Source organism: Mesorhizobium sp. M0047 (genome assembly GCF_040323315.1).
GTDB lineage: Bacteria > Pseudomonadota > Alphaproteobacteria > Rhizobiales > Rhizobiaceae > Mesorhizobium.
The window spans coordinates 48,080-71,035 of sequence record NZ_JAMYUW010000036.1; the positions used below are offsets into that span (position 1 = coordinate 48,080).

The window sequence follows — 22,956 nt, forward strand, 5'->3', positions numbered from 1 at the left end:
CAACCGAATGGAAGGAGTTTGTCCAATGGTGCGTGTAGCAGTCATTGGTGCAGGGCTGATGGGCGCTGACCACGCCAAGATCGTCGTGGAGGAAATGCCGGGCGCGACCCTTCAGGTGGTCTGCGACATGGATAAAGTCCGCGCGCGCAAGGTGGCCGATGCCCATGGTGCGGCAGACGTTGCAAGTAATCCGGAAGCCGTGATTGGTCGTGCCGATGTGGATGCGGTGATCGTCGCGAGCCCGGACTTCACTCATGCGCCGCTGTCACTCGCCTGCATCAACGCAGGCAAGAAGGTGCTCTGCGAAAAGCCCCTATCGCAGGCCTCGGCCGAATGCCTCTCGATCATGCAGGCCGAACAGGAAGTTGGTCAAAAGTTCGTCCAGCTCGGCTTCATGCGGCGCTACGACCAGTCCTATGTCGAGATGAAAGAGGCAATTGAAAGTGGCACGCTTGGCCGAGCCCTGATGATGCACAACTTCCACCGCAATGTGGAAACGCCAGCCTCCGACTTCACCGGTGCCATGGCAATCACCAATTCCGCCCCGCATGAGTTCGACGTCGTGCGCCATGTACTTGGCACCGAATATGCCTGGATCTCTGCCTTCCAGCCGAAGCGCTCTGATCGACGCGTCGCGCCCGTCTTCATGGTCCTCGAAACCGTCGATGGCCAGCTCGTCAACATCGAGATCAACAACAACGCTGCATACGGCTACGACGTTCGTGCCGAACTTGTGGGCGAGCAGGCGAGCATTTCCATGAGCCATGTCGCTTATACCCATCTCGAACGCTCGCTTGGCGTCCACACCGGCTACGATGCCGATTGGCGGACCCGCTATTTCGATGCCTATCGCCGCCAGAACCGCGCCTTCCTACGCTTCGTCGACACAGACGTGTTTCCCGAGATCGCATCAAGCTGCTGGGATGGCTATGCCGCAGCAGTTGCCGCCGAGGCAGGCGTAACGGCACTCGCTTCCGGGCAGAAGCAGCTCGTCACCATGATTTCCAAGCCGGAGTTCTACGCATGAAACTGGGTTTTGTATCTGACAGCCTCGGCGGCATGCCGCTCGACGACCTTCTCGACAACGCTGCACGCATGGGCGTCTCCGGTATTGAGGTCAACACCTGCGGCTGGTCGACCGCACCGCATTTCGATCTCAAATCCATGCTGGGTAACACGGTCGCGCAGAAAGACTTCCTCAAGGGCTTTTCAGATCGTGGGATTGATGTGATCAGCCTCAATGCCAATGGCAATCCGCTTCACCCGACCGATCCGGCTCAGGGTGAAGGTCTGAAGAACACCATCCGGGTCGCAGGCGAGATGGGCATCAAGACCGTCTGCACCATGTCTGGCCTACCTGCGGGCAATCCGTCCGATACCATGCCAAACTGGGTCGTCTCTTCCTGGCCGCCGGAAACGCAGGCGATCCTCAAATACCAGTGGGAAGAAAAACTCTTCCCGTTCTGGACCGAGATCGTGGCGCTGGCAAATGAATGCGGTGTGGAAAAGATTGCGCTCGAACTGCATGGCAACCAGTGCGTCTACAACGTGCCGTCGCTTCTGAAACTCCGTCAAGAAGTCGGCCCTGTCATTGGCGCGAACCTCGATCCCTCGCACCTCTTCTGGATGGGAGCCGATCCGCTGATAGCAGCCGAGGCATTGGGGGAGGCCGTCTATCACGTCCATGCCAAGGACACATTCTTGAACGCGCCCAAACAGGCAGTGACCAGCCTCCTCGAAAACGGCAACCTGACCGACATTCCAGCCCGCTCCTGGTCATACATCACACTCGGCTTCGGCCACAGTGAGGAGTGGTGGCGACAGTTTTGCTATCGCTTGAAGATGGCTGGCTACGACGGCTGGCTTTCAATCGAGCATGAGGACGTGCTTCTCAACTCACTTGAGGGCCTCGAAAAATCCGTGGCCCTTCTCAAGGGTGTCATGCCGGTTGCACCGGCCGATTTCAAACTTCAGGAAATCTAAGATGAGCTTCCAACTTGCTGCTTGCGCCGAAATGCTCTGGCGCGACAAACCAATCGAATGGCGGGCAAGCCGCCTGAAGGAAATGGGCTTCGGCGTTGGCCTTTGGAACTGGCCCGCCTGGAATCTTGATGCGCTTGAAAAAACCGGTGCCACCTTCACTATCATGAATGGCTATCTCGAAGGTCGGCTCACCGATGCAGAAGGTTGTGAGATGCTTCTGGCATCTGCCACGGAAACGGCGAAGGTCGGCAAGCGGCTCGGTGTCCACCGCCTCAATCTGCATGGCACAGGGCTTGGCGACATGGGCATTCCGATCCTGAAGATCGGTGCCTTCGCGCCGGGCATGGAACAGCGGGCTCGCGATACACTCAACCGCATCTGCGATCTGGCAGAAGCCGAGGGTCAGGTCTTCACGTTGGAAAACCTCAACCCAATCGATCACCCCGGCTGCCCCTTCGGCTCGACGGCAGACGTGCTTGCGCTCGTTGCAGCCGTCAACCGCCCGCAACTGCGAATTAACCTCGATCTCTACCATACCCAGATCGGTGAAGGTGATCTTATCCGCTGGTGTAAGGCCTGCCTGCCCTGGATCGGGGAAGTTCAGGTGGCTGATAATCCCGGCCGTTGCGAGCCGGGCACGGGCGAAGTGAACTGGCATGGCGTCGCAAAAGCCCTGAAATCCATGGACTACGCGGGGCCGGTCGGTATGGAAGCCTTTGCCTCCGGTGATCCGGAAGCTGCACTCGAAGCCTTCCGCACCGCTTTCACTATCTGATGTTGTTTTCCTAAGAGGATCATCCGTGTCATCCACCATTCTGAACGTCGGCCTTTTGGGCGCAGGCCGTATTGCTGGCGTCCATGCCACCGCCATTTCCACCAATCCCGGCAGCCGCCTTGCGGCTGTCTCGGACATCAATCAGGCCGCCGCTGAGAAGATCGCCGCCCAGTATGGCGCCGAAGCCTGCTCGACCGATGCGATCCTCAATGATCCCGCCATCAATGCCGTGCTGATTGCCACCTCCACCGATACCCATTCCGACTTGATCGAGCGGGCGACGGCAGCGGGCAAGGCCGTGCTTTGTGAAAAGCCTGTTGACCTCAGCCTTGCAAGGGCACAGTCTTGCCAGAAGGTGGCCGCCGCTACCGGCAAGCCGGTGATGATCGGCTTCAACCGCCGTTTCGATCCCAACTTTGCGGCTCTCAAGGCAGCAGCCGACCGTGGTGAAATCGGCAAGACGGAACTGCTCTCGATCACCTCTTTCGACCCCGCGCCGCCGCCGATCGCCTATATCAAGGTTTCGGGTGGTCTTTTCCGCGACATGATGATCCATGATTTCGACATGGCTAATTTCGTTATGGGGACAGCGCCGGTCTCCGTCTCGGCGGTGGGTACATCGATTGTCGATCCGGAAATTGGCGCGGCAGGCGATGTCGATACCGCCGTCGTGACCCTTGCCTATGCGGATGGCCGGATCGCCGTGATCAAGAACAGCCGCCGAGCCGTCTATGGTTATGACCAGCGGCTGGAGCTTCTCGGCTCCGAAGGGCTGCTACAGGCGCAGAACATGTTGGAAAACACCTTGGTCAAGTCCACGACTTCCGGTGTCACGGGCGCAAAGCCCACCTATTTCTTCCTCGAACGCTACATGCCCGCCTATGCGGCGGAATGGGCAGCATTTGTCAACGCTGTGAAGACAGGCTCGGCTCTGCCGGTCAACCTTGATGATGGTGTCGCAGCGCTCGCCATGGCGGAAGCTGCAACCCAGTCTGCAAAGAACGGGTCTCCGGTGAAATTGGTAGAGATTCTTGGCTGAGCTTTCGGAGAAGCAAAACAATCTCTGTCGGACAACTCCTCCTATCCGATCTAGCGGCGGCCCGACCTTCGGATCGAGCCGCCGCATACTCCTGATGCCGGAGGATGCGACGCGAAGGACTCGATCAAACGAGCTGCTGCGACTACAGGTACCGGCCACAGGATATCAGCTTCAGCGATGGTGCGGACGGGAATGTTCGCCATCCGAAGGAACGTTTTCCCAGACTTCGATCCGGTCGTCCACTTGTGAAGAACGTGGATTGTGCCGGATGGCTCGTCGTCGAAGCGGGGATGATTCCGCGATCTCTCCTCCTAATACATGGCGCAGGCCTGTGTTTCCATCCACGCAAAGTTCGGGGGTTAGATGACAACCTCCAACGACCCTTCCCAATAAGTCATGGCCGAACAAGCACCGGAAGCATGATCATGAGCGCGGAAAAAACCATTCGAAACCTGACGACCATCGCCGAGCTAAAGGATATGATTGTAGCAACCAGGCTTAGCCTCCCAGAGCAACAGGAGCGCGTCGCACGCACGGCTCTCGCCCACCCGGAAATTGTAGCATTCGGCACCGCGCAATCGCTTGCGGACCGATGCGAAGTGTCGCCCTCAACCGTGGTCAGAGTGGCCACTGCTCTCGGGTTCGATAACTTCAGGGAGTTCCGACAGGTTTTCCGTCAGCACATCCGGGAGATTTCGATACGAGCGGCGGACACCCTATGCTGACAGAAAAGCCGCAATAACCGTAAGCGCTGTTGTGGGACCACCTTTCGGGAGTGGTCGCGATCTGTGAGGTTGCCGATCCTGTATTGGGATCGGAGATCGGCTTGTGTCTGGACTTGACCTTACGCTTGGCCCAGAGCGGCAGCCTCGGCGTTTCGAGGTGATAAACGGTGCTGGCGGTCGGCGTCAGTGGTCGGTGGATGACAAGGCGCGGATCATCGCGGAGACGCTGGAGCCGAACGCAGTCGTTTCCGAGGTCGCCCGCCGGTATGGCCTCAGGCCGCAGCAGGTCTTCGCCTGGCGCCGCGAAGCGGGCAAACAGGCCGCTTCGGTGCAGCAAGATTCTCCTGCCTTCGTGCCGGCGGTTGTGGCGGCAGCGGAGCCTGTAGCCAGGCATCCACCGAAGCAGCGGAAACGGCAAGCCACTCGAGACGCCGGCATGATCGAGCTTGAGATCGACGGCATCGCGATGCGCGTCGGCCGGGGCGCCGATACCAAGACGGTGGGCGCAGTGATCCGCGCGCCGAAGGCGACGTCATGATCGGGCCGACGGGTGCGGTCAAGGTCATGGTGGCGACGAAGCCGGTCGACTTCCGCAAGGGCCTCAAGCGCTCATCTTTTGGAACCCACCACTTAGATCAGCAGCAGGCCCTTCATCGAGGCGTTGCCCTTGCGCCCGATGATGATGTGGTCATGCACAGCGATCCCCAGCCGCTTGCCGGCGTCGATGATCTCCTTCGTCATCTCGATATCGGCCCGTGATGGTGTCGGATCGCCTGACGGGTGATTGTGCACCAGGATAATGGCGGTCGCCGAGAGTTCGAGCGCGCGCTTGATTACTTCTCGCGGGTAGACAGGCGTGTGATCGACGGTGCCTGTCTGCTGCAGCTCGTCGGCGATCAGCGCGTTCTTCTTGTCGAGAAACAGGATGCGGAACTGCTCGCGTGCCTCGAACGCCATGACTGATCGGCAATAGTCGAGAAGCTGCGTCCACGACGAGAGGATTTCGCGGCCGTGGACCTCGCCGCGCGCCATGCGCTGGGCGGTCGCCGCGACGATTTTCAGGTCGAGCGCCACAGCCGGGCCGATGCCCTTGACCTCCTGAAGCAGGCCAAGCGGTGCGCCAAGCACTTCAGCCAGCGTGCCGAAGCGTGCCAGCAGCGCCTTGGCCGCCGGCTTGGTGTCGGCGCGAGGAATCAGGCGAAAGAGCAGAAGTTCCAGAACTTCGTAGTCGGGCAGGGCGTCCGGACCTGCCGAGGCAAAGCGCTCGCGCAGGCGGTCGCGATGGCCGAGATAGTGCGGCTTTTCGCCGATCGCCGCCTTGGTTTTCGCAGCTGGTCGCATCGGCGCTTCGGAGAAGAAACTCCGCTCGTCGTCGTCGCTTGTGTTGGCCATATGCCCCCCGGCGCTGACATTAGAACCGTTCTGGCCCGGATCGAAACATTTCCGTTCTCCGATCGCGAGACTATCCCTACAGATCGTGACGGCTGCCGCTATCAGCCTCCGGCTTCCTAATACGGCGGCCAGATGAAACCACGATTTGCGCAACAAGACTTAACATCGCTTATCGCATGCGGCCACGTTCATCTGACATGTGACGGGATCGAAGGCTCGTTGCCTCGCTATACTTAAGCAGGGATGTTCGCCAAGCATGCCGAGGCGTGGCGCGGAACCGCGATCCTTGGTGAAGCAAGATGGCTAGCCCGCCTGCAGGAAGGCGCGGGCAAAGCCGGGCTCCACGGCTTTGATCGTTCCGTCGGGCAGCTTGAGCAGGCGGTCGATCGCGACACCGTAGAGCCTGAGGCGCTCTTCGAGCAGGAGCGCGGCCTCCTCGATGTTTCCTTGGTCGGCCTGACGAAGCGCGCGATGCATCACGTCGCGAAAGATCAGCCTGATCTGCAGCAGCATGTCGGCGAACGCCAAGGGATCGGGTACGTCAAAAGCGTCCTCTTCGCTACCCTTCTTCAGCAGATCAGCTATCAACGGTAGGGCAAGCTCCCTGGCAGCCAGATCGACCCGGTGGAAGAGCACGACGTTCTCAGGTCGAAACAGGACCGCAAAGGTCGTCCTGAGCTGCGGCGCGAGCTCGACATTCAGCCGCTGCGAACCTGCGAAAAGCGCGTTGAGCCGGCCGACTGGTCCGAGCGACGGATCGTCGAGCATCGGTTGCAACTCGGCGAGGCTGTCGCGGGCAAGCCGCGCCGCGAGCGCCTCCAGCAGCGCCTCCTTGGAGGCGAAGTAGTGGTAGAAGGCACCTTTCGACAGGCCAGCCGCGCGGATGATGTCTTCTACCGTCGTATTGTCATAACCGCGCTCGAAGAACAGGCGCTGTGCGCAGTCGAGAAGCTCGGCGGAGCGTATTTCAGGCGCTTTTCTTGCTCTGGCCAATAACGTTTCCCGCGGCGGCTTTCCTGAAAAACGTGATCGACGGACCGGAACGCGGCAGCCGCCAAGACGTTCTCCCGTACTATAGACCGACGGTCGGTCTGACGCCACAGGTCTCGCCAAAAAGGAGCATGCATGCGGTTGAGGCGCTGGATTGCGGGTATGGCCATCGTTGCGGTGGCGGCAGGCGGTGCCGCGGCCTGGTATTTTCTGAGGCCGGCACCTGTTTCGGTGGTGACCGCCAAGCGCGGCGCCGCCGCCGAGATCGTCTATGCCAGCGGCGCAGTCGAGCCCAAGATCTGGGCCAAGGTGGCGCCGGTCGTGCGCGAGAGGATCATAGAGCAGTGCGACTGCGAAGGATCGCGGGTCGGGCGCGGCCATGTGCTCGCCAAGCTTGACGACAGCGAGGCGAAGGCCGTGCTTGGCGAACTTGAGGCGCGGCGGGCGCTCGCCGAACAGGAGTTCCAACGCCAAACCGTGCTCGCGCAAAAAAATGCAGCGAGCCAACAGGCGCTCGATCGCGCGCGTAGCGAACTATCGCAGATAGAAGCGCAGCTTGCCGCGCAAAAGGCACGACTTGAGACTTACATATTGCGGGCGCCGAGTCCCGGCGTCGTGTTGAGGCAAGACGGCGAGGTGGGCGAGATCGCCGAGCTCGGCACCGTGCTGTTCTGGGTCGGCGAGCCGCGTCCGCTGCGGGTGGTCGCGGAGGTCAACGAGGAGGATATTGCGCGCGTCGAGGTCGGCCAGCGAGTGCTCCTCAGGGCCGATGCGTTCCTCGGGCAGAATCTCGAAGCAGCGGTTGACAGCATCACGCCCAAGGGCGACCCGACGACGAAAACCTATCGCGTCTATCTGCGCCTGCCCGATGACACGCCGCTGAGGATCGGCATGTCGACCGACGTCAACATCGTCACCCGCGAAGCGAAGAACGTGCTGTTGATTCCCTCGGCTGCGGTCCAGGGGAACGACGTATTCGTGATCGAAGGCGACAGGGCGTGGCGGCGAGAGATCCGCGCCGGCATCCGCGGCGTGAACGGTGTCGAGCTGTGGTCCGGCATCGGCGAGCAGGACCGGGTCGTTTCGCCCTACCCAGCGGACCTTGCCGACGGCGCGCGCGTGGCGGCACGAGGATCGTGAGGTGGAGATGCCGCTGATCCTCGACATCGCAGTCACGCACATCGCCGGCCGCGGCCGGCAGACGCTCGTCGCGGTGATCGGCGTGGCGGTCGGCGTCGGCTTCTCGATCGCCATGGCGGCGCTCATGCAGGGCGGCCAGGACGACTTCGTGCGCCAACTCGTCGACACGATGCCCCATGTCGACATCACCGACGAACAACGCACTGCCCGACGCCAACCGGCCGAGGATATGTTCGACACTGTCGCGATCTCGGGGCTGAGGCCGCGCGACGACCGCCGCGGCATCATCAACCCGACCGAGGCGACCACCTGGCTGGAAAGCTGGATTCCCGGACGCTTCGCGCCGAGCCTCAAGACACAGGGCGTGATCCGCTATTCCAGCCGCGAGGTGGGCGCGACCATCATCGGCGTCGAGCCGGAGCGCGAGCCCGGCGTGTCGCCGATCGTCGAGGATTTCGTCCAGGGCAGCTTCGCCGCACTTGTGGCCGGCGGCAACAATGTGCTCGTCGGCGACACCATGGCGAACCGGCTCGGCGCCGGGCTTGGCGACACGATCACGGCGGTTTCCTCGCAAGGTCAGGCGCGCAATTTCAAGATCGCCGGGCTGTTCCACACCGGCACGACCCAGCGCGACGAGAGCGAGGCCTACGTTCTTCTAAAGAACGCGCAGATCGTGTCCGTGCGGCCGAACGCGATCAACGAAATCCGGATCAAGCTCGATGATCCGAACCGCGCGCCCGCGGTGGCGAGGCGGGCTGAAGCCGAGCTCGGCTACAAGGCCGTGGCGTGGCAAGAGGCCAACGAATCCATCCTTGAAGCCTTCGTCATCCGCAACGTCATCATGTATACCGTGGTCGGCGCGATCATGCTGGTGGCCGGCTTCGGCATCTTCAACATCATCTCCACCATAACCCACGAGAAGGCGCGCGACATCGCCATCATGAAATCGCTCGGTTTCCCCGAGGCCGACATGCGCCGGCTGTTCCTGCTGGAAGGGGTGGCGATCGGCGCCGGCGGTTCGGCGCTCGGCTGGGTGCTCGGCTTCGCGATGGTCTACGCGCTGTCGCTGGTTCGCTTCGAGATCGCTGCGACCGGCCAGGAGATGACGCATCTGCCGATCGCCTGGAGCGTGCTGCATTACGTCATCGCCACGGGCTTCGCGGTCGGTTCGGCGGCGGTGGCCGGATATTTGCCGGCGTGTCGGGCGGCGATGCAAAACCCGGTCGACATCATCAGAGGCGCGACATGACCACGCTGGTCGAGTCCGAAGGGCTGACGCGCATCCTGCCGGAAACGGTCCCCGTTACGCTCGTCGAGGACATCACGCTTGAGATCGGGGAGAAGGAGTTCATCGCCGTCACCGGTCCATCCGGCTCCGGCAAGTCGTCGCTTCTCTATCTGCTCGGGCTGCTCGATCGGCCGACCCGTGGGACTCTGAAGATCGGTGGCCGTGACACCGGTCCCATGGACGAAAAGGAGCGGGCAAGAACGCGGCTTGAGATGCTCGGCTTTGTGTTTCAGTTCCACTTCCTGCTGCCCGAATTCACGGTGCGTGAGAATGTCGAGATCCCAATGCGCAAGCTCGCCAGATTGAAGCGGGAAGAGATGCGCGAGCGCGCCGGCAACCTGCTTGGCTCGTTGGGACTTGCCGAGCATTTAGACAAGCGGCCCGACCAGCTCTCGGGTGGCCAGCGCCAGCGTGTGGCGGTGGCGCGCTCGCTCGCCAATGACCCGCCGCTCATCCTCGCCGACGAGCCGACGGGAAGCCTGGATTCCAAGAGTTCCGATCGGGTCTTCACAATTCTCGAAAAGTTGGTGCGCGATCGCGGCAAGACAGTGGTCGCGGTCACGCACAATCTCGAGATGGCAGAGCGGATGGACCGCCGCCTGCATATTGTCGATGGCAAGATCGAGTGAGGGTGGATCGATGTTCAGGCGAAACCTGCCTGCAAGCACCGGCTTTCTGCTGCTAATGGCGATGCGTTGCTTCGGGTCTATTGTTGTGGATCAATAGAAACCCGGCACACTTGAGGCGAATGGCGAATTTATTTTCGCAGAACTGAAACGCTTCGTGTGCGTCAAGTACACGGCTTGATGGCCTCATTATCCATTTGCCGAGCGGAGCAGAGGGAGGGTGTGCCAAGTCGAACAACGTGGAGGTAAAATATGTCATGGCAAATGGATGGTACAGGCTGCGGAAAATGGTAAGCTGACAAAGTACTTTATTCGGAAATCAGGCGACGCCGAGAGTCAATCCGAAGAACTGCACCTGGTTTCGGTTGCATGGAATCCGCAAAATATCGATAAAATCTGAATTGGAGGAAAAATCTGTGGGTGACTTCGACAAGAGATCCAGCGAAACATCAGATTTCGTGGTCACCTACGTTCTCCGCCACCTCGAGTATTCTGATAGCGGAGTTGCTGTTTCGCTAATCGATACGCAGGGAAGCCGCATTCGCCTCCACCTAACGACCGTCACCGCTGAAATGCTTTGCGAACGAATTGCAGATGCGCTGGAATCCCGATACGGCAAATCATAAAGGACAATTGTTGATCGATTGCTCCGTGCCAGTTCGTTTTGTGTTTTCGAACCATTCTTCAAGGAAGATGCGTCGCGCGGCATTGCATCGAAGCATGGCTTCGGCCTGGGCCTCTCGATCGTTGCCGACATCATCGAGGTCACGGCGGCAGGATCGAATTGCAGGCCAACTCAACGGACTGGTCGTCACCATCGACCTGCCGAAATGCTACGGGTGTCCAATCGTCATAAGACGCCAGTCGGGTATGACGCCGTGCTCTACGCAAACGGCCGGGATTGAGGTGCCAGCGCCGCCCTACACGACAAAACTCTAGGCTGGCAGGCCCGGACGGTCGAGTTTTTTGGGTGACAGCGTGAAAATCTCGCAACCGGTGTCGGTGACGCCGATCGTGTGCTCGTATTGCGCCGATAGCGAGCGGTCGCGCGTCACCGCGGTCCAGCCGTCCGACAGGACCTTCACGTGCGGCCGGCCGAGATTGATCATCGGCTCGACGGTGAAGATCATGCCGGGCCGCATCTCGACGCCCTCATTGGCGCTGCCGTAGTGCAGGATGTTCGGCGCGTCATGGAAAAGCTGGCCGACGCCGTGGCCGCAAAAGTCGCGCACCACCGAGCAGCGCTCGCCCTCGGCATAGGTCTGGATGGCAGCACCGATGGCGCCGGTGCGGGCGCCGGGCCTGATCGCCGCAATACCACGCATCAGGCATTCATGCGTGACTTCCAGCAGGCGCTCGGCGGCGCGCTTGATCGTGCCGACTGGATACATGCGCGAGGAATCGCCATGCCAGCCGTCCAGGATATAGGTGACGTCGATGTTGACGATGTCGCCATCCTTGAGCGGCTTGTTGTCGGGGATGCCATGGCAGACGACATGGTTGATCGAGGTGCAGGACGATTTCGTGTAGCCGCGATAGTTGAGTGTCGCTGGCAGTGCGCCATGGTCCATGCCGAATTCGAAGACGAAGCGATCGATGGTTTCGGTGGTGACGCCGGGCTCGATCATCGGCACCAGCTCGTCGAGGCAGCGCGCGGTGAGATCGCAAGCCTTGCGCATGCCGGCAAAGCCTTCCTCGCCATAAAGGCGGATCTGGCCGGTGTTTCTGAGTGGTGCAGTGGCTGCGTCGAGATAGGTGACCATTTTGTCCGTTTAGGCGGTAGGGCCCTGCAAGAGAGCCGATGTGAAAATCTCCCCAGATTTGGCACTTGAGGGCAGAAGGTTCAAGGAAGAACTGCCCAATGCGGCCGCGCTTCGGGATATTCCTCTTGCATGGGGCTATGTCTAGCCGATTTTTGCGCGGCTTGCTTTTCCTTTCTGACGATCCAAAGTGACGACACATTTCTGGGCCAAAAGCCGGTCAAAACAACTTTTGACGACGGCGTTGCCGCCCCCGGTGACGCCAGTTCGGGAGATGTGGGATGGACAGATTGCAATTCGAGGTGCCGGTGCGCATCGCACCCGCACCCGGCCTGCCAGTCGAGGAAATCTACGGGGTCGAACAGGCGCTCGATTTTCTCCAGGACTGGCCTGCGCGCCATGAGGGCCCGATTTATCAGAAAGCTTTCAACGCCTGCTTTGGCGCCACGGTGGACGTGGTCAAGACCGAGGATGCGTGCCGGGCGTTCATGGCGTTTTGCCGGGCGAGCGGACTGATGGCCAGGGACATGATGACGCCGCGCAAGCGCGACGGTGGGTCGACGGCGCTCCAGGCCTGAGGGCTGCCACCGTTTCCCCTTGTCCGATTGCAATGCGCACCAACGTCAGCGCCGTTAAGCTTCCGTTTCCACCTTGCCGGCTACGCCATTGCTTCTTGGCAATGGTTGATTCGTTGCGTCAGTCTCATGGTTCGGAAGATGTCCCCAGAAAAAGTTCGTGCATTCCCGATCGACCGTCAGTTGTTCTTGGTCAGAGAGGTTGCTGCGAAGCTCTGCAGCCTGCACGGCGAAACCGCCACCTCCTTCTGGCGAGCGAAAGCATCGGAGTTGCTCGATCTCGTTGTCGGATCCGGCAGGGACAGAACAGCAGCCAGCGACGAAGTGCGCAGGTTCTTCCTGGCCGTACAGAGAGAGATGTCGGCTGGGACAGTCGCGGAGACGATGCCAGTTCTTTCCGCTTGAAAAAAGCCGCACCGGCGAACCGGCGCGGGCCACAAGGAGTGTCACGTCAAAGCGCCACTACCCCAAAGCAATCTATTCCGTAGAGCCAGTGATTTCGCCCGATGAGTCATCCGTCGTGTCTGCCGGATCTTCGGTCGGGTTCTTGGCCAAGAGCTTGTCCAAGGCTGCCTGCAGGGCCAGCGTAGCCTGCGGCGATGCCGGCGTGGTCGCCACGACGCTGAGCGCCTTTGTCAAACCACTGGTTGAAGGATCTTTTGCTGCCGCGGATGTCGCAGCTCCATGCCCCTGCGATCCAGCTCCAGCTGAATTCCCGCCGTTGCCGTTCCCACTGCCGTGGCCGCCGCCATTGCCGTTGCCGCCAGGACCTGCAAAGACCGGAGAGGCGAGAAGTGCGAGCGCCGCAACCGCTGCGAGCAGATTGGTTCGATTTTTCATGGTCCATCCTTCGAGTCGGCCGTCCCGCTCGGTGAATCATGCGACGTCATCGATGAACCCGCCAGACGGACCTTGGTCCCCGATTTGCCGCGCATAAGTCCCATTGCGAAGGTGAGCCGGCCGATCCTTGGCTCCGGCTCTGCAATCGTGCTGTTAGCAAACTGTAAACTATCCCGGAACTCATCCATCGGTGCACGGCCTTTAAGTCGTCCGTTGCCTTGCATGCTCGCTGATCAGACAACGAACCCATTTTTTTGAGGACAACAGATAGCTGATCAAAAATGAACTGAACTTTTTAGCCATTCGTTCATACATGCGTGCTTTCTAATCTAGGTTATGACCTTCATTTGCTTCACCGGGATTCGACGTATCGCGAACGGTATTCGCCGGGGAACAAGCGCGAATGTCGCCACCATTTTTGCCCTGACGTTGCCCATTGTTGTCGGCGCCGCGGGCTTCGGTGTCGAGACCTCCTATTGGTACTACAACAGCCTGAGATTGCAGGCGACGGCCGATGCCGCCGCCTATGCCGGCGCGCTTGAACAGATCTCAGGTTCCGACCAGGCGACCATCGTCGCAGCCGCGACCCAGTCGGCCGCCACGAATGGGCTGGGCTCGGGCACGATCGTCGTGAACACGCCGCCGACGTCGGGACCGAATACGACCAAGAAAGCAGTCGAGGTCATAGTCCGCCAGAACCTCGACCGGATGTTTACCTCAATCTTCACCCAGGCCCAGGTTCCCGAGCAGGCGAGGGCGGTGGCCCTGATCACCGACGCCTCAAAGGCCTGCATGGAAGCGCTCGATCCGACCGCCTCGCAGGCTGTAGGGTTTTCCGGCAATACCAGCGTTAAGGTCACACACTGCGTCATCATGTCCAATTCGAACGCCCCGGACGCCATCAAGCTTCAGGGCTCGGCGGCCCTCCAGGTCGATTGCCTGATATCGGCGGGCGGTGTCTCTCTCAGCAATCCCGTCACGACCGTATGCGCGGCCCCGATCACCCAGGCCCTGCCTGCCGCCGATCCATTTGTCGACCTGCCGGCTCCGGCGGCCAGCAACCCGTGCAAGAATATCAACGGCAACAAGACGACGCAGACAATCCAGCCCGGGACCTATTGCGGTGGCATGAACCTCAACGGCACCATCACGCTTTCTCCCGGCGTCTATGTCGTGCAGGGCAATTTGAAGATCAACGCGGGTGCGGTCATTTTGGGCAGCGGGGTTACCATCTTCATGCAAGGCAGCAACACCGTCAGCATGAACGGCAACGCCACGGTGACGCTGAGCGCGCCGACCTCAGGCACCTATTCCGGGGTGCTGTTCTATGGCGACAGGACGGGGACCGCGGCGCAGAGCACCTTCAACGGCACGGCGGACTCGCTTTTGACCGGCGCGCTCTATTTTCCCAAGCAACAAGTCAATTACCTCGGCAATTTCTCGGGCAACAGCGGCTGCACCCAGGTGGTTGCCAACACGATTCAATGGTCCGGCAGCGCGACTGTCAATCAGAATTGCTCGAGCCTCGGAATGCGCGACATTCCAGCCGCGCAGTCCGTGGCACTGGCCGAGTAGCTACGTGGAACGCCGATCGACGCCGATCCTTGGCGATGAAGCGGGCGTTGCGGCGGTCGAGTTCGCGCTGGTCCTGCCCATCCTTTGCCTCGTGCTGCTTGGTATTCTGGACGGCTGGTCCTACGTAACGAGTTCGCTGTCGATGCGCGCTGGCGTGAAGACTGCGGCGAACTTGATCATGGCAGGATCGACCAACGATACGGCGACGCAGGCCGTTGCCATTTCGAGTTGGGAGAATCGGCCGGAGGACGGTCAGGTCACGCTAAGCCGGATCTACATGTGCGGGACGACCGTGGTCGACGCTTCCACCATGTGCCGTGGGCCGAAGGCGCCATCGGTCTATGTTCAGATCCAGGCAACGGCCACCTGGTTGCCGCCCGTCGCCTTCGGTGCCTTTTCCGGTTCCAGCACCATCGGCCATCTGGAGGTGATCCGTGTCCGCTAAGACGAACGCGTTCAGTCAGGATCGGTCGGGCGGGGCTGGGTTGGAGTTCGCGCTGATCGCGCCTTTCCTCGTCATGCTGCTGTTCGGGATCTTCGCCTTCGGCTGGTCGATGCACTCCGTGTCCAGCGTTCGCTATGTGTTGGAAACATCATCACGCTCGTTGCAGCTTCAGAACACGCTGACCCAAGCCGACATCCAATCGATCGCCACGCAGAAACTGCAGGCGTTGGGTTTGACGGATGTGAATGTCACGATCGTCATCGACCCGGCGAGTGGTGGCTTCCGCATGGCGCATCTGACCGCCACCTACGCCTTCGTCGTCGATTTCCCTTACTTCAGCAACTTCCCGGTCAACTACGCGACCACCGTTACCGTGCCGCTGGTCGGCAGTTAGGCTGCCCAGTGTGGGAACGCGGCGGTCGCACCGCTGTCCCGTGTTTCTGCCAACCCGTGAAGAGGGCGCGTTAACCGGCGGGCGCCCCTTCTCGGTATAGGCTCTTGCCGCAACGCCGCCTTTGTCACGGTTGCGTCAACCGGCCGGCACCTTGCAAGCTGCGTTTGGAAAGTTCTGGTACGCCCAAGGGGAATCGAACCCCTGTTACCGCCGTGAAAGGGCGGTGTCCTAACCGCTAGACGATGGGCGCGCTCAGACGAAGCGGCTTATACTGGCGTTGCGCGCAACCGGCAACCCGTCAGGCGCCACCTTGGACAACTTTTTTCCGGCTTGTAAAAACGGCACATTCGCCAGGGCTGGGCAGGGTGCCAGCATGACTTGGCGATCAGTGGCTGCTAACATACTTCCGGCCCGTGAAATCGCGCCGCTAGCCGTCGTCGCCGCCGCTGCGCCGGCCGCACCGCCAGTTCCAGTCACGCTCTGGGCCGACGTCGACGTGGACGGATTCTGTGTGGCAGTAGGTGCCGACGCCGCCACGGCCGGGCATGGTTCTGATGTAGCTCGCCAGTTCCCATTTCGAAACGCCGGGGACCTGGATGTCGGCGGCGGCGCAATACATGTGCAGCGAATTCTTGGCGCCGTTGGCGCGGCGGTTGCGAGCCGGGTCTCGATAGCCCGAGGTCACCATCATCTTGCGGCCGTAGTGGCCCTCGATCGTCTTCAGCACGCGGACTAACGACGGCTTCAGGCAGGCCACGTCGACGCTCTCGTTCTGCTTGAGCAGCCCGTTGGGCGCCAACCGGGCCATGCCGGCGGCGGACGCAACCTGATAGGAGCCGCCGATTGGCCCCTCGTCCTCGTTGAGGTCGACGTCGCTTTCGTCGTCGAGGCCGGACTTGCGCTTGATTTCGAACAGGGCCGTCTGGCGCACGCCGGGCAAGGCATCACTGCCGGTGATGTGGCCGGTCTCGCCGCCGGTCGAAGCCAGTTGCACCGGCTTTTCCGCGGAATTGGCCGAGGCGAGCATGATGATCGGCTTTGCCGCTGCTGGCGCCGGTTTGGCCTGCATCGCTGGCTGCTCGCCCGACCGGGTGTTGATGAGCGGCGTCGCCGAAGCAGGCGTGGCGCCAAACATCGAGGCCAGGAAGCCTCTTTTCTTCGGCGCGTCGGGCTGCGGCATCTCGCCAGCCGTCACATAGACCGGATTGTTCATGACCGGAGCGGCTGTCGGCTTCGGCGCATTCACGCCGGCATCGGCGGCCGCGATCTTTTCGGCGACCGCGTCGCTCTGCTGCGTTGTCTGTGCCTGCTGCTGCAAGGACTGAGGAGTTTGTCCGACAATCGTTTCGTTGCCGGCCGGAGTGGTCAGCGGAAAGGCGGCTTGGGGCTTGGCCATCGGGACATAGGCGATTGTCTCGGGAAGTGTCGTATCGCTGGCCGTCATCACGGTCGTCTGCTCGGTCGTGACCTCGGACGAATCGGCTGCGGCGGTCGGCGTGGCGCCAGAGGCCTTATTAATGTCCGATGCCGTGGCATTATAGCCGGGCATTCCAACCGACATCGTCGGGTCGCCAGCCGAGGTGCAGGAGGCCAGAAGCAATGAGCAGAGCGCTGCCACGATGGCGTGGCGTTCTCCCTTTGCGAGGCTCCATCCTGCTGATTTCAAAGTCAAATTCCCCCTCGATGCCCGGTCGGTATATCCCTGGTGCGGCAGCGATACGCCGTGTCAAGGTGACCTTTGTCTCCGATCCGGAAACGAGACTTGTATCAAATCCGCAAGCCTGGAAGTATTTTTGCAGTGATTGCCGAATTACGGCTGCTCAATGGTTGACTACACCATTTCGCCCGCTTTTACCGGTGCGTCAACTCACCAGACATTACAGTCCGTTACACGCGCACCTTCACATAGGTGCCAGGAGCATCCCCTAAGGTTTTCATATGCTTGCCGGGTTTGCGAGCGGGCACACGGGTGTTGTCCTTGGCCTCTATCCAGTCTTGCCAGTGCGGCCACCAGGAACCTGGATGAGCTGTGGCCTTGGCTGTCCATTGGCCGAAGTCGCCCGTCGGCGTATCGCCGGTCCAGTACTGGTATTTGTTGGATGCCGGCGGGTTGACGACGCCTGCGATATGGCCTGATCCGGCCATGACGTACTCGACCTTGCCGCCGAAATATTTCGAGCCGAGAAACACCGAAAGCGCCGGCGCGATGTGATCTTCCTTGGAGGCGAGGTTGTACACAGGAATGGTGACGTCTCCGAGCGAAACCGTGTGGCCCGCCAGTTCCATCGTGCCGCGCGAGAGGTTGTTCTCGAGATAGCAGTTGCGAAGGTAGAAGGAGTGATTGGCCGCGCCCATGCGGGTCGAATCGGCATTCCAGTAGAGCAGATCGAAGGGCAGGGGATCCTTGCCACGCATGTAGTTGTTGACGACATAGGGCCAGATCAGGTCGCCGGACCGCAGCATGTTGAAGGCAGTCGCCATCTTGGTGCCGTCGAGATAGCCCTTTTCGCTCATCGACTTTTCTACCGCCGCGACCTGCTCTTCATCGACGAAGACTTTCAGGTCGCCGGCATGGGTGAAATCGACCTGCGTGGTGAAGAACGTCGCCGACTTTATTCGGTCGTCGCCTTCGCGCGCCATCAGCGCCAGTGCTGCCGCCAAGAGCGTGCCGCCGACGCAATAGCCGATCGCATTGACGTCGCGTTCACCGGTGGCCTTTTCGACGGTGTCGAGGCCGTATTGCAGGCCCTCGCGGATGTAAGCCTCCCAGCCCTTGGTGCCGTGGCGCTCGTCCGGGTTGACCCAGGAGATCACGAAAACGGTATGGCCCTGATCGATCGCCCAACGGATGAAGGATTTCTGCGGGTTCAGATCGAGGATATAAAACTTGTTGATCCATGGCGGGCAAATCAGCAGCGGTCGCTTGAGCACCGTCTCGGTTGTCGGATCGTACTGGATGATCTCGGCGACATCGCTGCGGCCAACCACCTTGCCTGGGGTGGTGGCGATGTTCCTGCCGATCTCGAAAGGCGAGTAGTCGGCCTGGCGCAGCTTCAGGTCGCCCTTGCCGGCGGCGATGTCCTCGGCCAACATCTTCATGCCGCGCACCAGGTTCTCGCCGTTGGAGGCGACGGTTTCGCGAAACAGTTCCGGATTGGTGAGGATGAAATTCGACGGCGAGATGGCGTTGGACACCTGCTTGACGTAGAAGCCGGCCTTGTGGCGGGTATGCTCGTCCAGACCTTCGGCGTGTTCGACCAGGTCGGCCGCCCAGCGCGAGGTGACGAGATAGGCCTGCTTGAGAAAATCGAAGAACGCGTTGCGGCCCCATTCCGGGTCGAGGAAGCGCTTGTCGCCGCGCTCCGGCTTGACGGCATCTTCGGTGGCTTCCGCGGCGTTGCTGGTGCGCTGAATGGCGTTGGCCCAGACAGTCATGTAGCCGGAGAACAACCGCGTCTGCGCTTCCAGCGCGCGCTGCGGATCGGACAGCCAGTATTCGCTGAGCTTGGAAAAGGTCTTCACCATGTCGACGACCGGCTCGGCGACATGATCGCGCACCTCGCCTTTTTCGCGGGGCTCAGCCCAGGCGGAAGCGGCCTTGCCGGCCTGCTCGATCATGCGCGCCACGTTCAGGGCGAAGCGTTCCGGGTCCTTCACCAGATATTGCTCGACGGTCGAAGGCTCGTCATCTTCCGCTTTGCCCGAATCGGGTGTTTTGGACATGGTTGGCGGGGTTCCTCCCGAGGCCTTTTCTTGACATATTAACATGGGACATCCGACCGGGTCCAATCTCGCTCTACATCGGCTGCCAAGGAAACAATATGACGATTAATATTGGCGAGACTGTTTTTTTCGGCGCCGGACGTTTTTGCCGCATCGGTGCGGCGATTGTCCTCATGGGGATGGCCGGGTGCTCGAGCACCAACAGCAGCGGACCGACGCCGATTGCTGTGAGCGCGGGACCGAAGGATACCGGTACTTTTCCGAACCTGAACATCAAGCCGCAAGTCGCGGCGCCGCAGTTCACCGAAGCCGAGAAGAATGCCAAGCTTGCGCAATTGAAGGCGGATGAGAATTCGCAGGCGGCAAAAGGCGGCAGTCCGAAGGTCGCCGATCAGGCGGCGCTGACGGAGCTAGCCAAGAAGCACGGCGACGAAACGTTGAAGCAGATCGAAGCCAAATGCGACCCCGCCCTCGACCCTACCTGCAAATAAGTATATAGCGCGCGCCCAATACCCCTTTTTTGCTGTCTGGAACTGCCATGGAAGAATTTCACAAGGTCCGCCGGCTTCCGCCTTACGTCTTCGAGCAGGTCAACCGGCTCAAGGCCAGCGCCCGTTCGCGCGGCGCCGACATCATCGACCTCGGCATGGGCAATCCGGACCTGCCGACGCCCAAGGCCATTGTCGACAAGCTGTGTGAGGTCGTGCGCGATCCGCGTACGCACCGCTATTCCTCGTCGCGCGGCATTCCGGGCCTGCGCCGCGCCCAGGCCAACTATTACGCTCGCCGCTTCGGCGTGAAGCTCAACCCCGACACGCAAGTGGTGGCCACGCTTGGCTCGAAGGAGGGCTTCGCCAACATGGCGCAGGCGATCACCGCGCCGGGCGACGTGATCCTGTGCCCGAACCCTACCTATCCGATCCATGCCTTCGGCTTTATCATGTCGGGTGGCGTCATCCGTTCCCTGCAGGTAGAGCCGGACGACGGCTTCATCCCGGCGCTCGAGCGCGGTGTCAAGCATTCGATCCCGAAGCCGCTGGCGCTGATCCTCAACTATCCGTCGAACCCGACGGCGCTGGTCGCCTCGCTTGATTTTTACAAGGACGTGGTCGCCTTCGCCAAGAAGAACGACATCATCATCCTGTCCGACCTTGCCTATTCGGAGATCTATTTCGACGGCAATCCGCCGCCTTCGGTGCTGCAGGTGCCGGGCGCGATCGACGTCTGCGTCGAATTCACCTCGATGTCGAAGACCTTTTCCATGCCCGGCTGGCGCATGGGCTTTGCGGTTGGCAACGAGCGCCTGATCTCGGCGCTGACCCGGGTAAAGTCGTATCTCGACTATGGCGCCTTCACGCCGATCCAGGTGGCGGCGGCACACGCGCTCAACGGCGACGGCGCAGACATCGCCGAAGTTCGCGACATCTACCACAAGCGCCGCGACGTGATGGTCGATGCCTTCGGCCGCGCCGGCTGGACCATTCCGGCACCGGCGGCATCGATGTTCGCATGGGCGCCGATCCCTGAGCCGTTCCGGCATCTCGGCTCGCTCGAATTCTCCAAGCTGCTCATCGAACATGCCGACGTGGCGGTGGCGCCAGGTGTCGGCTTCGGCGAACATGGCGACGATCACGTGCGCATCGCGCTGGTCGAGAACGAGCACCGGATCCGGCAGGCCGCGCGCAACATCAAGCGCTTCCTGGCGACCAGCGCCAAGCAGCCCAACAACGTCGTGCCGCTTTCCGCTCACCGGTAAGCTTGCAGCCGCGGACAATTTCGATCTGACTTGAGGGACGTCGCCGGACATGGCTGAAGCATTGCGTGTTGGAATAGCCGGTCTCGGCAACGTCGGCGCATCGGTGGCGCGCGTGCTGCGCGACAAAGCGGCGGAACTGACCCGGCAGTGCGGGCGCGATGTCATCGTCACCGCGGTCTCGGCGCGCGACCAGAAGCGTGATCGCGGCGTCGATATCAGTGCGGCAACTTGGTTCGACGATCCGGTCGAGATGGCCCAGATCGCCGAAATCGACGTGTTCGTCGAACTGATCGGCGGCGACGAGGGGCCGGCGCGCCTGTCGGTGAAGGCGGCACTCGAAGCCGGCCGCCATGTCGTCACCGCCAACAAGGCGTTGCTCGCCAAGCATGGCGTGGCGCTGGCCGAGATCGCCGAGAAGCGCGGCGTGCTGCTCAACTACGAGGCGGCAGTGGCGGGTGGCATCCCCGTCATCAAGACAATGCGCGAGGCGATGGCCGGCAATTCGGTTACCCGCGTCTTCGGCATTCTCAACGGCACCTGCAACTATATCCTGACCCGCATGGAGGCCGAGGGCATCTCGTTCGACGCCTGCCTGAAGGACGCACAGCGGCTGGGCTATGCCGAGGCCGATCCGACCTTCGACATCGAGGGCCATGACACGGCGCACAAGTTGTCGATCCTGACCAGCCTTGCCTTTGGCACCAGGATCGCCGCCAACGACATCTACATGGAAGGCATTTCCAACATCTCCCAGGCCGACATCCGCGCGGCGGGCGATCTTGGCTACCGGATCAAGCTGCTTGGCGTCGCCCAGCGCACCGACAGCGGCATCGAGCAGCGCGTGCACCCGACCATGGTGCCGACGGCCTCGGTCATCGCGCAGGTGCATGGCGTCACCAACGCGGTGGCGATCGAGACCGACATTCTTGGAGAGCTGCTGCTGTCCGGTCCCGGCGCCGGCGGCAATGCCACCGCATCGGCCGTCATCGGCGACATCGCCGACATCGCCAAGAGCCGGCCCGGCTTCCAGCATGGCCCCGTGTTCGGCCGGCCGGCGAAGGAGCTGAAGCCCTACAAGAAGGCGCAGATGCGCAGCCATGCCGGCGGCTACTTCATCCGGCTGACCGTGCATGATCGCATCGGCGTGTTCGCGGCAATAGCCAAGCGCATGGCCGACAACGACATTTCGCTGGAATCGATCGTTCAGCACGCGGTTAACGGTGAAGCGGCGGCGCAAAAGACGGTGATCCTCGTCACCCATGAGACGACGGAGGCCGCCGTGCGCAAGGCCGTCGACGGCATCACCAAGGACGGCCACCTGACCGACAAGCCGCAGGTCATCCGCATCGAGCGGGCAGGCTAGTTTTCCGAGCGATAGCCGCGTCCGACGGCAAGCAGCCGCGGCCGACCGGAACGAATTCGTGCCGGCGCCGTTCTTTTTTGGTCAGCAACCAAAGGAACCACTTCATGGCCGATGCCAACAAATCCGGTACCCCTGATATCGACGACGTCCAGAAGACGCTGGAAAAGCAGATCGCCGAACTGCGCAAGGAGATCACCAAGATCAACAAGAGCATTTCGGCACGGGGCGCGGAAATGCTCAATGACGCCAGCGAGCAGGCTTCCGAGTTCTACGACACGACCCGCAGGTCGCGAACCGCGCAGCAGCTGCGCACGCGCGCCCATGCGGTCTCGGAAGTCGCGCGCGAAAATCCCGGTACGACGACGGCCGTGGTCGGCGTGATCGGTCTGCTCGGCTTTATGGCAGGGTTCGCCATTGGTCAGTCGATGAACGAAACGTCGCCCCGCGGGGTATTTACGCCGCGCCCCCCGGGCCGCGATTGCCGCTTTCTTCCCCGTTTCAGGGCGGCGGGATTGGTGGCGGGGACCATGGGGTCCAAAAGCTTTCTTGGGTTAGAGGCAGTGTATT

25 protein-coding genes, 1 tRNA gene and 1 pseudogene are annotated in these 22,956 nt (G+C 61.3%); 20 read left to right on the forward strand and 7 right to left on the reverse strand.

Going from position 1 to position 22,956, the window contains the following annotated elements:
- Positions 1 to 25 precede the first annotated feature (25 nt).
- The 6 genes from NKJ89_RS26820 (at position 26) to tnpA (ending at position 5,060) form a co-directional block, all read left to right on the forward strand.
- The gene (locus NKJ89_RS26820) at positions 26 to 1,027 is read left to right on the forward strand and encodes a Gfo/Idh/MocA family oxidoreductase (protein ID WP_352607018.1); all 1,002 of its coding nucleotides are present in this window, start codon (positions 26 to 28) and stop codon (positions 1,025 to 1,027) included.
- Positions 1,024 to 1,983 (forward strand): sugar phosphate isomerase/epimerase family protein, encoded by a 960-nt coding sequence (locus NKJ89_RS26825; RefSeq protein ID WP_352607020.1) that lies wholly within the window; start codon positions 1,024 to 1,026, stop codon positions 1,981 to 1,983. Before NKJ89_RS26820 ends, NKJ89_RS26825 begins: the two co-directional genes overlap by 4 nt.
- Before the next feature lies 1 nt (position 1,984).
- Positions 1,985 to 2,758 (forward strand): TIM barrel protein, encoded by a 774-nt coding sequence (locus tag NKJ89_RS26830; protein WP_023757591.1) that lies wholly within the window; start codon positions 1,985 to 1,987, stop codon positions 2,756 to 2,758.
- 37 nt (positions 2,759 to 2,795) lie between these two features.
- Complete coding sequence (iolG, locus tag NKJ89_RS26835) at positions 2,796 to 3,797, forward strand: inositol 2-dehydrogenase (RefSeq protein ID WP_352607056.1); 1,002 nt, start codon at positions 2,796 to 2,798, stop codon at positions 3,795 to 3,797.
- A 425-nt stretch (positions 3,798 to 4,222) separates the two neighbouring features.
- Positions 4,223 to 4,522, forward strand: coding sequence for a MurR/RpiR family transcriptional regulator (locus NKJ89_RS26840; RefSeq protein ID WP_023757589.1), 300 nt, complete (start codon positions 4,223 to 4,225; stop codon positions 4,520 to 4,522).
- A 103-nt stretch (positions 4,523 to 4,625) separates the two neighbouring features.
- The gene (gene tnpA / locus NKJ89_RS35790; RefSeq protein WP_502904158.1) at positions 4,626 to 5,060 is read left to right on the forward strand and encodes an IS66-like element accessory protein TnpA; all 435 of its coding nucleotides are present in this window, start codon (positions 4,626 to 4,628) and stop codon (positions 5,058 to 5,060) included.
- Between the two features lie 92 nt (positions 5,061 to 5,152).
- Here the strand turns inward: tnpA and radC are convergent, their stop codons facing one another.
- Both radC and NKJ89_RS26855 read right to left on the reverse strand, forming a co-directional pair.
- Positions 5,153 to 5,914, reverse strand: a complete 762-nt coding sequence (gene radC / locus NKJ89_RS26850; protein WP_352607022.1) for a RadC family protein — start codon at positions 5,912 to 5,914, stop codon at positions 5,153 to 5,155.
- A 303-nt stretch (positions 5,915 to 6,217) separates the two neighbouring features.
- Entirely contained in the window at positions 6,218 to 6,907 is a 690-nt protein-coding gene (locus NKJ89_RS26855; RefSeq protein ID WP_352607024.1) for a TetR/AcrR family transcriptional regulator, read from the reverse strand.
- A 159-nt stretch (positions 6,908 to 7,066) separates the two neighbouring features.
- On the opposite strand from NKJ89_RS26855, the gene NKJ89_RS26860 reads away from it, so the two are divergent.
- From NKJ89_RS26860 to NKJ89_RS26880, 5 genes and pseudogenes are all read left to right on the forward strand, one after another.
- On the forward strand, positions 7,067 to 8,044 hold the full coding sequence (locus NKJ89_RS26860; RefSeq protein ID WP_502904159.1) for an efflux RND transporter periplasmic adaptor subunit: 978 nt from the start codon (positions 7,067 to 7,069) through the stop codon (positions 8,042 to 8,044).
- A 7-nt stretch (positions 8,045 to 8,051) separates the two neighbouring features.
- Entirely contained in the window at positions 8,052 to 9,293 is a 1,242-nt protein-coding gene (locus NKJ89_RS26865; protein ID WP_352607058.1) for an ABC transporter permease, read from the forward strand.
- Positions 9,290 to 9,961, forward strand: coding sequence for an ABC transporter ATP-binding protein (locus NKJ89_RS26870; RefSeq protein WP_352607028.1), 672 nt, complete (start codon positions 9,290 to 9,292; stop codon positions 9,959 to 9,961). Before NKJ89_RS26865 ends, NKJ89_RS26870 begins: the two co-directional genes overlap by 4 nt.
- A gap of 413 nt (positions 9,962 to 10,374) precedes the next feature.
- Positions 10,375 to 10,584 (forward strand): hypothetical protein, encoded by a 210-nt coding sequence (locus NKJ89_RS26875; RefSeq protein WP_352607030.1) that lies wholly within the window; start codon positions 10,375 to 10,377, stop codon positions 10,582 to 10,584.
- 42 nt (positions 10,585 to 10,626) lie between these two features.
- A pseudogene (locus NKJ89_RS26880) lies at positions 10,627 to 10,814 on the forward strand (ATP-binding protein); the annotation flags it as partial.
- A gap of 79 nt (positions 10,815 to 10,893) precedes the next feature.
- Here NKJ89_RS26880 and map read toward each other — a convergent pair.
- The gene (gene map / locus NKJ89_RS26885; protein ID WP_023757583.1) at positions 10,894 to 11,721 is read right to left on the reverse strand and encodes a type I methionyl aminopeptidase; all 828 of its coding nucleotides are present in this window, start codon (positions 11,719 to 11,721) and stop codon (positions 10,894 to 10,896) included.
- Positions 11,722 to 11,999: 278 nt separating this feature from the next.
- Between map and NKJ89_RS26890 the strand changes: the two genes are divergently transcribed.
- Both NKJ89_RS26890 and NKJ89_RS26895 read left to right on the forward strand, forming a co-directional pair.
- Positions 12,000 to 12,296 (forward strand): DUF982 domain-containing protein, encoded by a 297-nt coding sequence (locus NKJ89_RS26890; RefSeq protein ID WP_352607032.1) that lies wholly within the window; start codon positions 12,000 to 12,002, stop codon positions 12,294 to 12,296.
- A 138-nt stretch (positions 12,297 to 12,434) separates the two neighbouring features.
- A complete protein-coding gene (locus tag NKJ89_RS26895) occupies positions 12,435 to 12,698 on the forward strand; it encodes a DUF6074 family protein (protein ID WP_352607034.1) in 264 nt (87 codons plus the stop codon).
- A gap of 72 nt (positions 12,699 to 12,770) precedes the next feature.
- On the opposite strand, the gene NKJ89_RS26900 is transcribed toward NKJ89_RS26895, so the two are convergent.
- On the reverse strand, positions 12,771 to 13,133 hold the full coding sequence (locus NKJ89_RS26900; protein ID WP_352607036.1) for a hypothetical protein: 363 nt from the start codon (positions 13,131 to 13,133) through the stop codon (positions 12,771 to 12,773).
- 336 nt (positions 13,134 to 13,469) lie between these two features.
- Here NKJ89_RS26900 and NKJ89_RS26905 point away from each other — a divergent pair, with 336 nt between their 5' ends.
- The 3 genes from NKJ89_RS26905 to NKJ89_RS26915 are packed head-to-tail and all read left to right on the forward strand — an operon-like array spanning position 13,470 to position 15,547.
- A complete protein-coding gene (locus NKJ89_RS26905; protein ID WP_352607038.1) occupies positions 13,470 to 14,708 on the forward strand; it encodes a pilus assembly protein TadG-related protein in 1,239 nt (412 codons plus the stop codon).
- Between the two features lie 4 nt (positions 14,709 to 14,712).
- Positions 14,713 to 15,153: a TadE/TadG family type IV pilus assembly protein gene (locus NKJ89_RS26910; protein ID WP_352607040.1), complete on the forward strand. Its 441-nt coding sequence runs from the start codon at positions 14,713 to 14,715 to the stop codon at positions 15,151 to 15,153.
- A complete protein-coding gene (locus NKJ89_RS26915; RefSeq protein WP_352607042.1) occupies positions 15,143 to 15,547 on the forward strand; it encodes a TadE/TadG family type IV pilus assembly protein in 405 nt (134 codons plus the stop codon). The genes NKJ89_RS26910 and NKJ89_RS26915 overlap by 11 nt, the downstream gene beginning before the upstream one ends.
- A gap of 175 nt (positions 15,548 to 15,722) precedes the next feature.
- Here the strand turns inward: NKJ89_RS26915 and NKJ89_RS26920 are convergent.
- The 3 genes from NKJ89_RS26920 to NKJ89_RS26930 all read right to left on the reverse strand — a co-directional run bounded on the left by NKJ89_RS26920 (position 15,723) and on the right by NKJ89_RS26930 (position 19,270).
- Positions 15,723 to 15,797, reverse strand: a tRNA-Glu gene (locus NKJ89_RS26920).
- A 177-nt stretch (positions 15,798 to 15,974) separates the two neighbouring features.
- Positions 15,975 to 17,219 carry a YcbK family protein gene (locus NKJ89_RS26925; protein WP_352607044.1) on the reverse strand — a complete coding sequence of 415 codons (1,245 nt, stop codon included), beginning with the start codon at positions 17,217 to 17,219 and terminating at the stop codon, positions 15,975 to 15,977.
- A gap of 215 nt (positions 17,220 to 17,434) precedes the next feature.
- Entirely contained in the window at positions 17,435 to 19,270 is a 1,836-nt protein-coding gene (locus NKJ89_RS26930; protein ID WP_023757575.1) for a PHA/PHB synthase family protein, read from the reverse strand.
- Between the two features lie 2 nt (positions 19,271 to 19,272).
- On the opposite strand from NKJ89_RS26930, the gene NKJ89_RS26935 reads away from it, so the two are divergent.
- The 4 genes from NKJ89_RS26935 to NKJ89_RS26950 all read left to right on the forward strand — a co-directional run.
- Positions 19,273 to 19,761 (forward strand): hypothetical protein, encoded by a 489-nt coding sequence (locus NKJ89_RS26935; protein WP_245266431.1) that lies wholly within the window; start codon positions 19,273 to 19,275, stop codon positions 19,759 to 19,761.
- 47 nt (positions 19,762 to 19,808) lie between these two features.
- Entirely contained in the window at positions 19,809 to 21,026 is a 1,218-nt protein-coding gene (locus tag NKJ89_RS26940; protein ID WP_352607046.1) for an LL-diaminopimelate aminotransferase, read from the forward strand.
- A gap of 49 nt (positions 21,027 to 21,075) precedes the next feature.
- Positions 21,076 to 22,389 (forward strand): homoserine dehydrogenase, encoded by a 1,314-nt coding sequence (locus NKJ89_RS26945; protein ID WP_352607048.1) that lies wholly within the window; start codon positions 21,076 to 21,078, stop codon positions 22,387 to 22,389.
- A gap of 104 nt (positions 22,390 to 22,493) precedes the next feature.
- On the forward strand, positions 22,494 to 22,956 hold a 463-nt coding region (locus tag NKJ89_RS26950), incomplete at its 3' end, for a hypothetical protein (protein ID WP_352607050.1).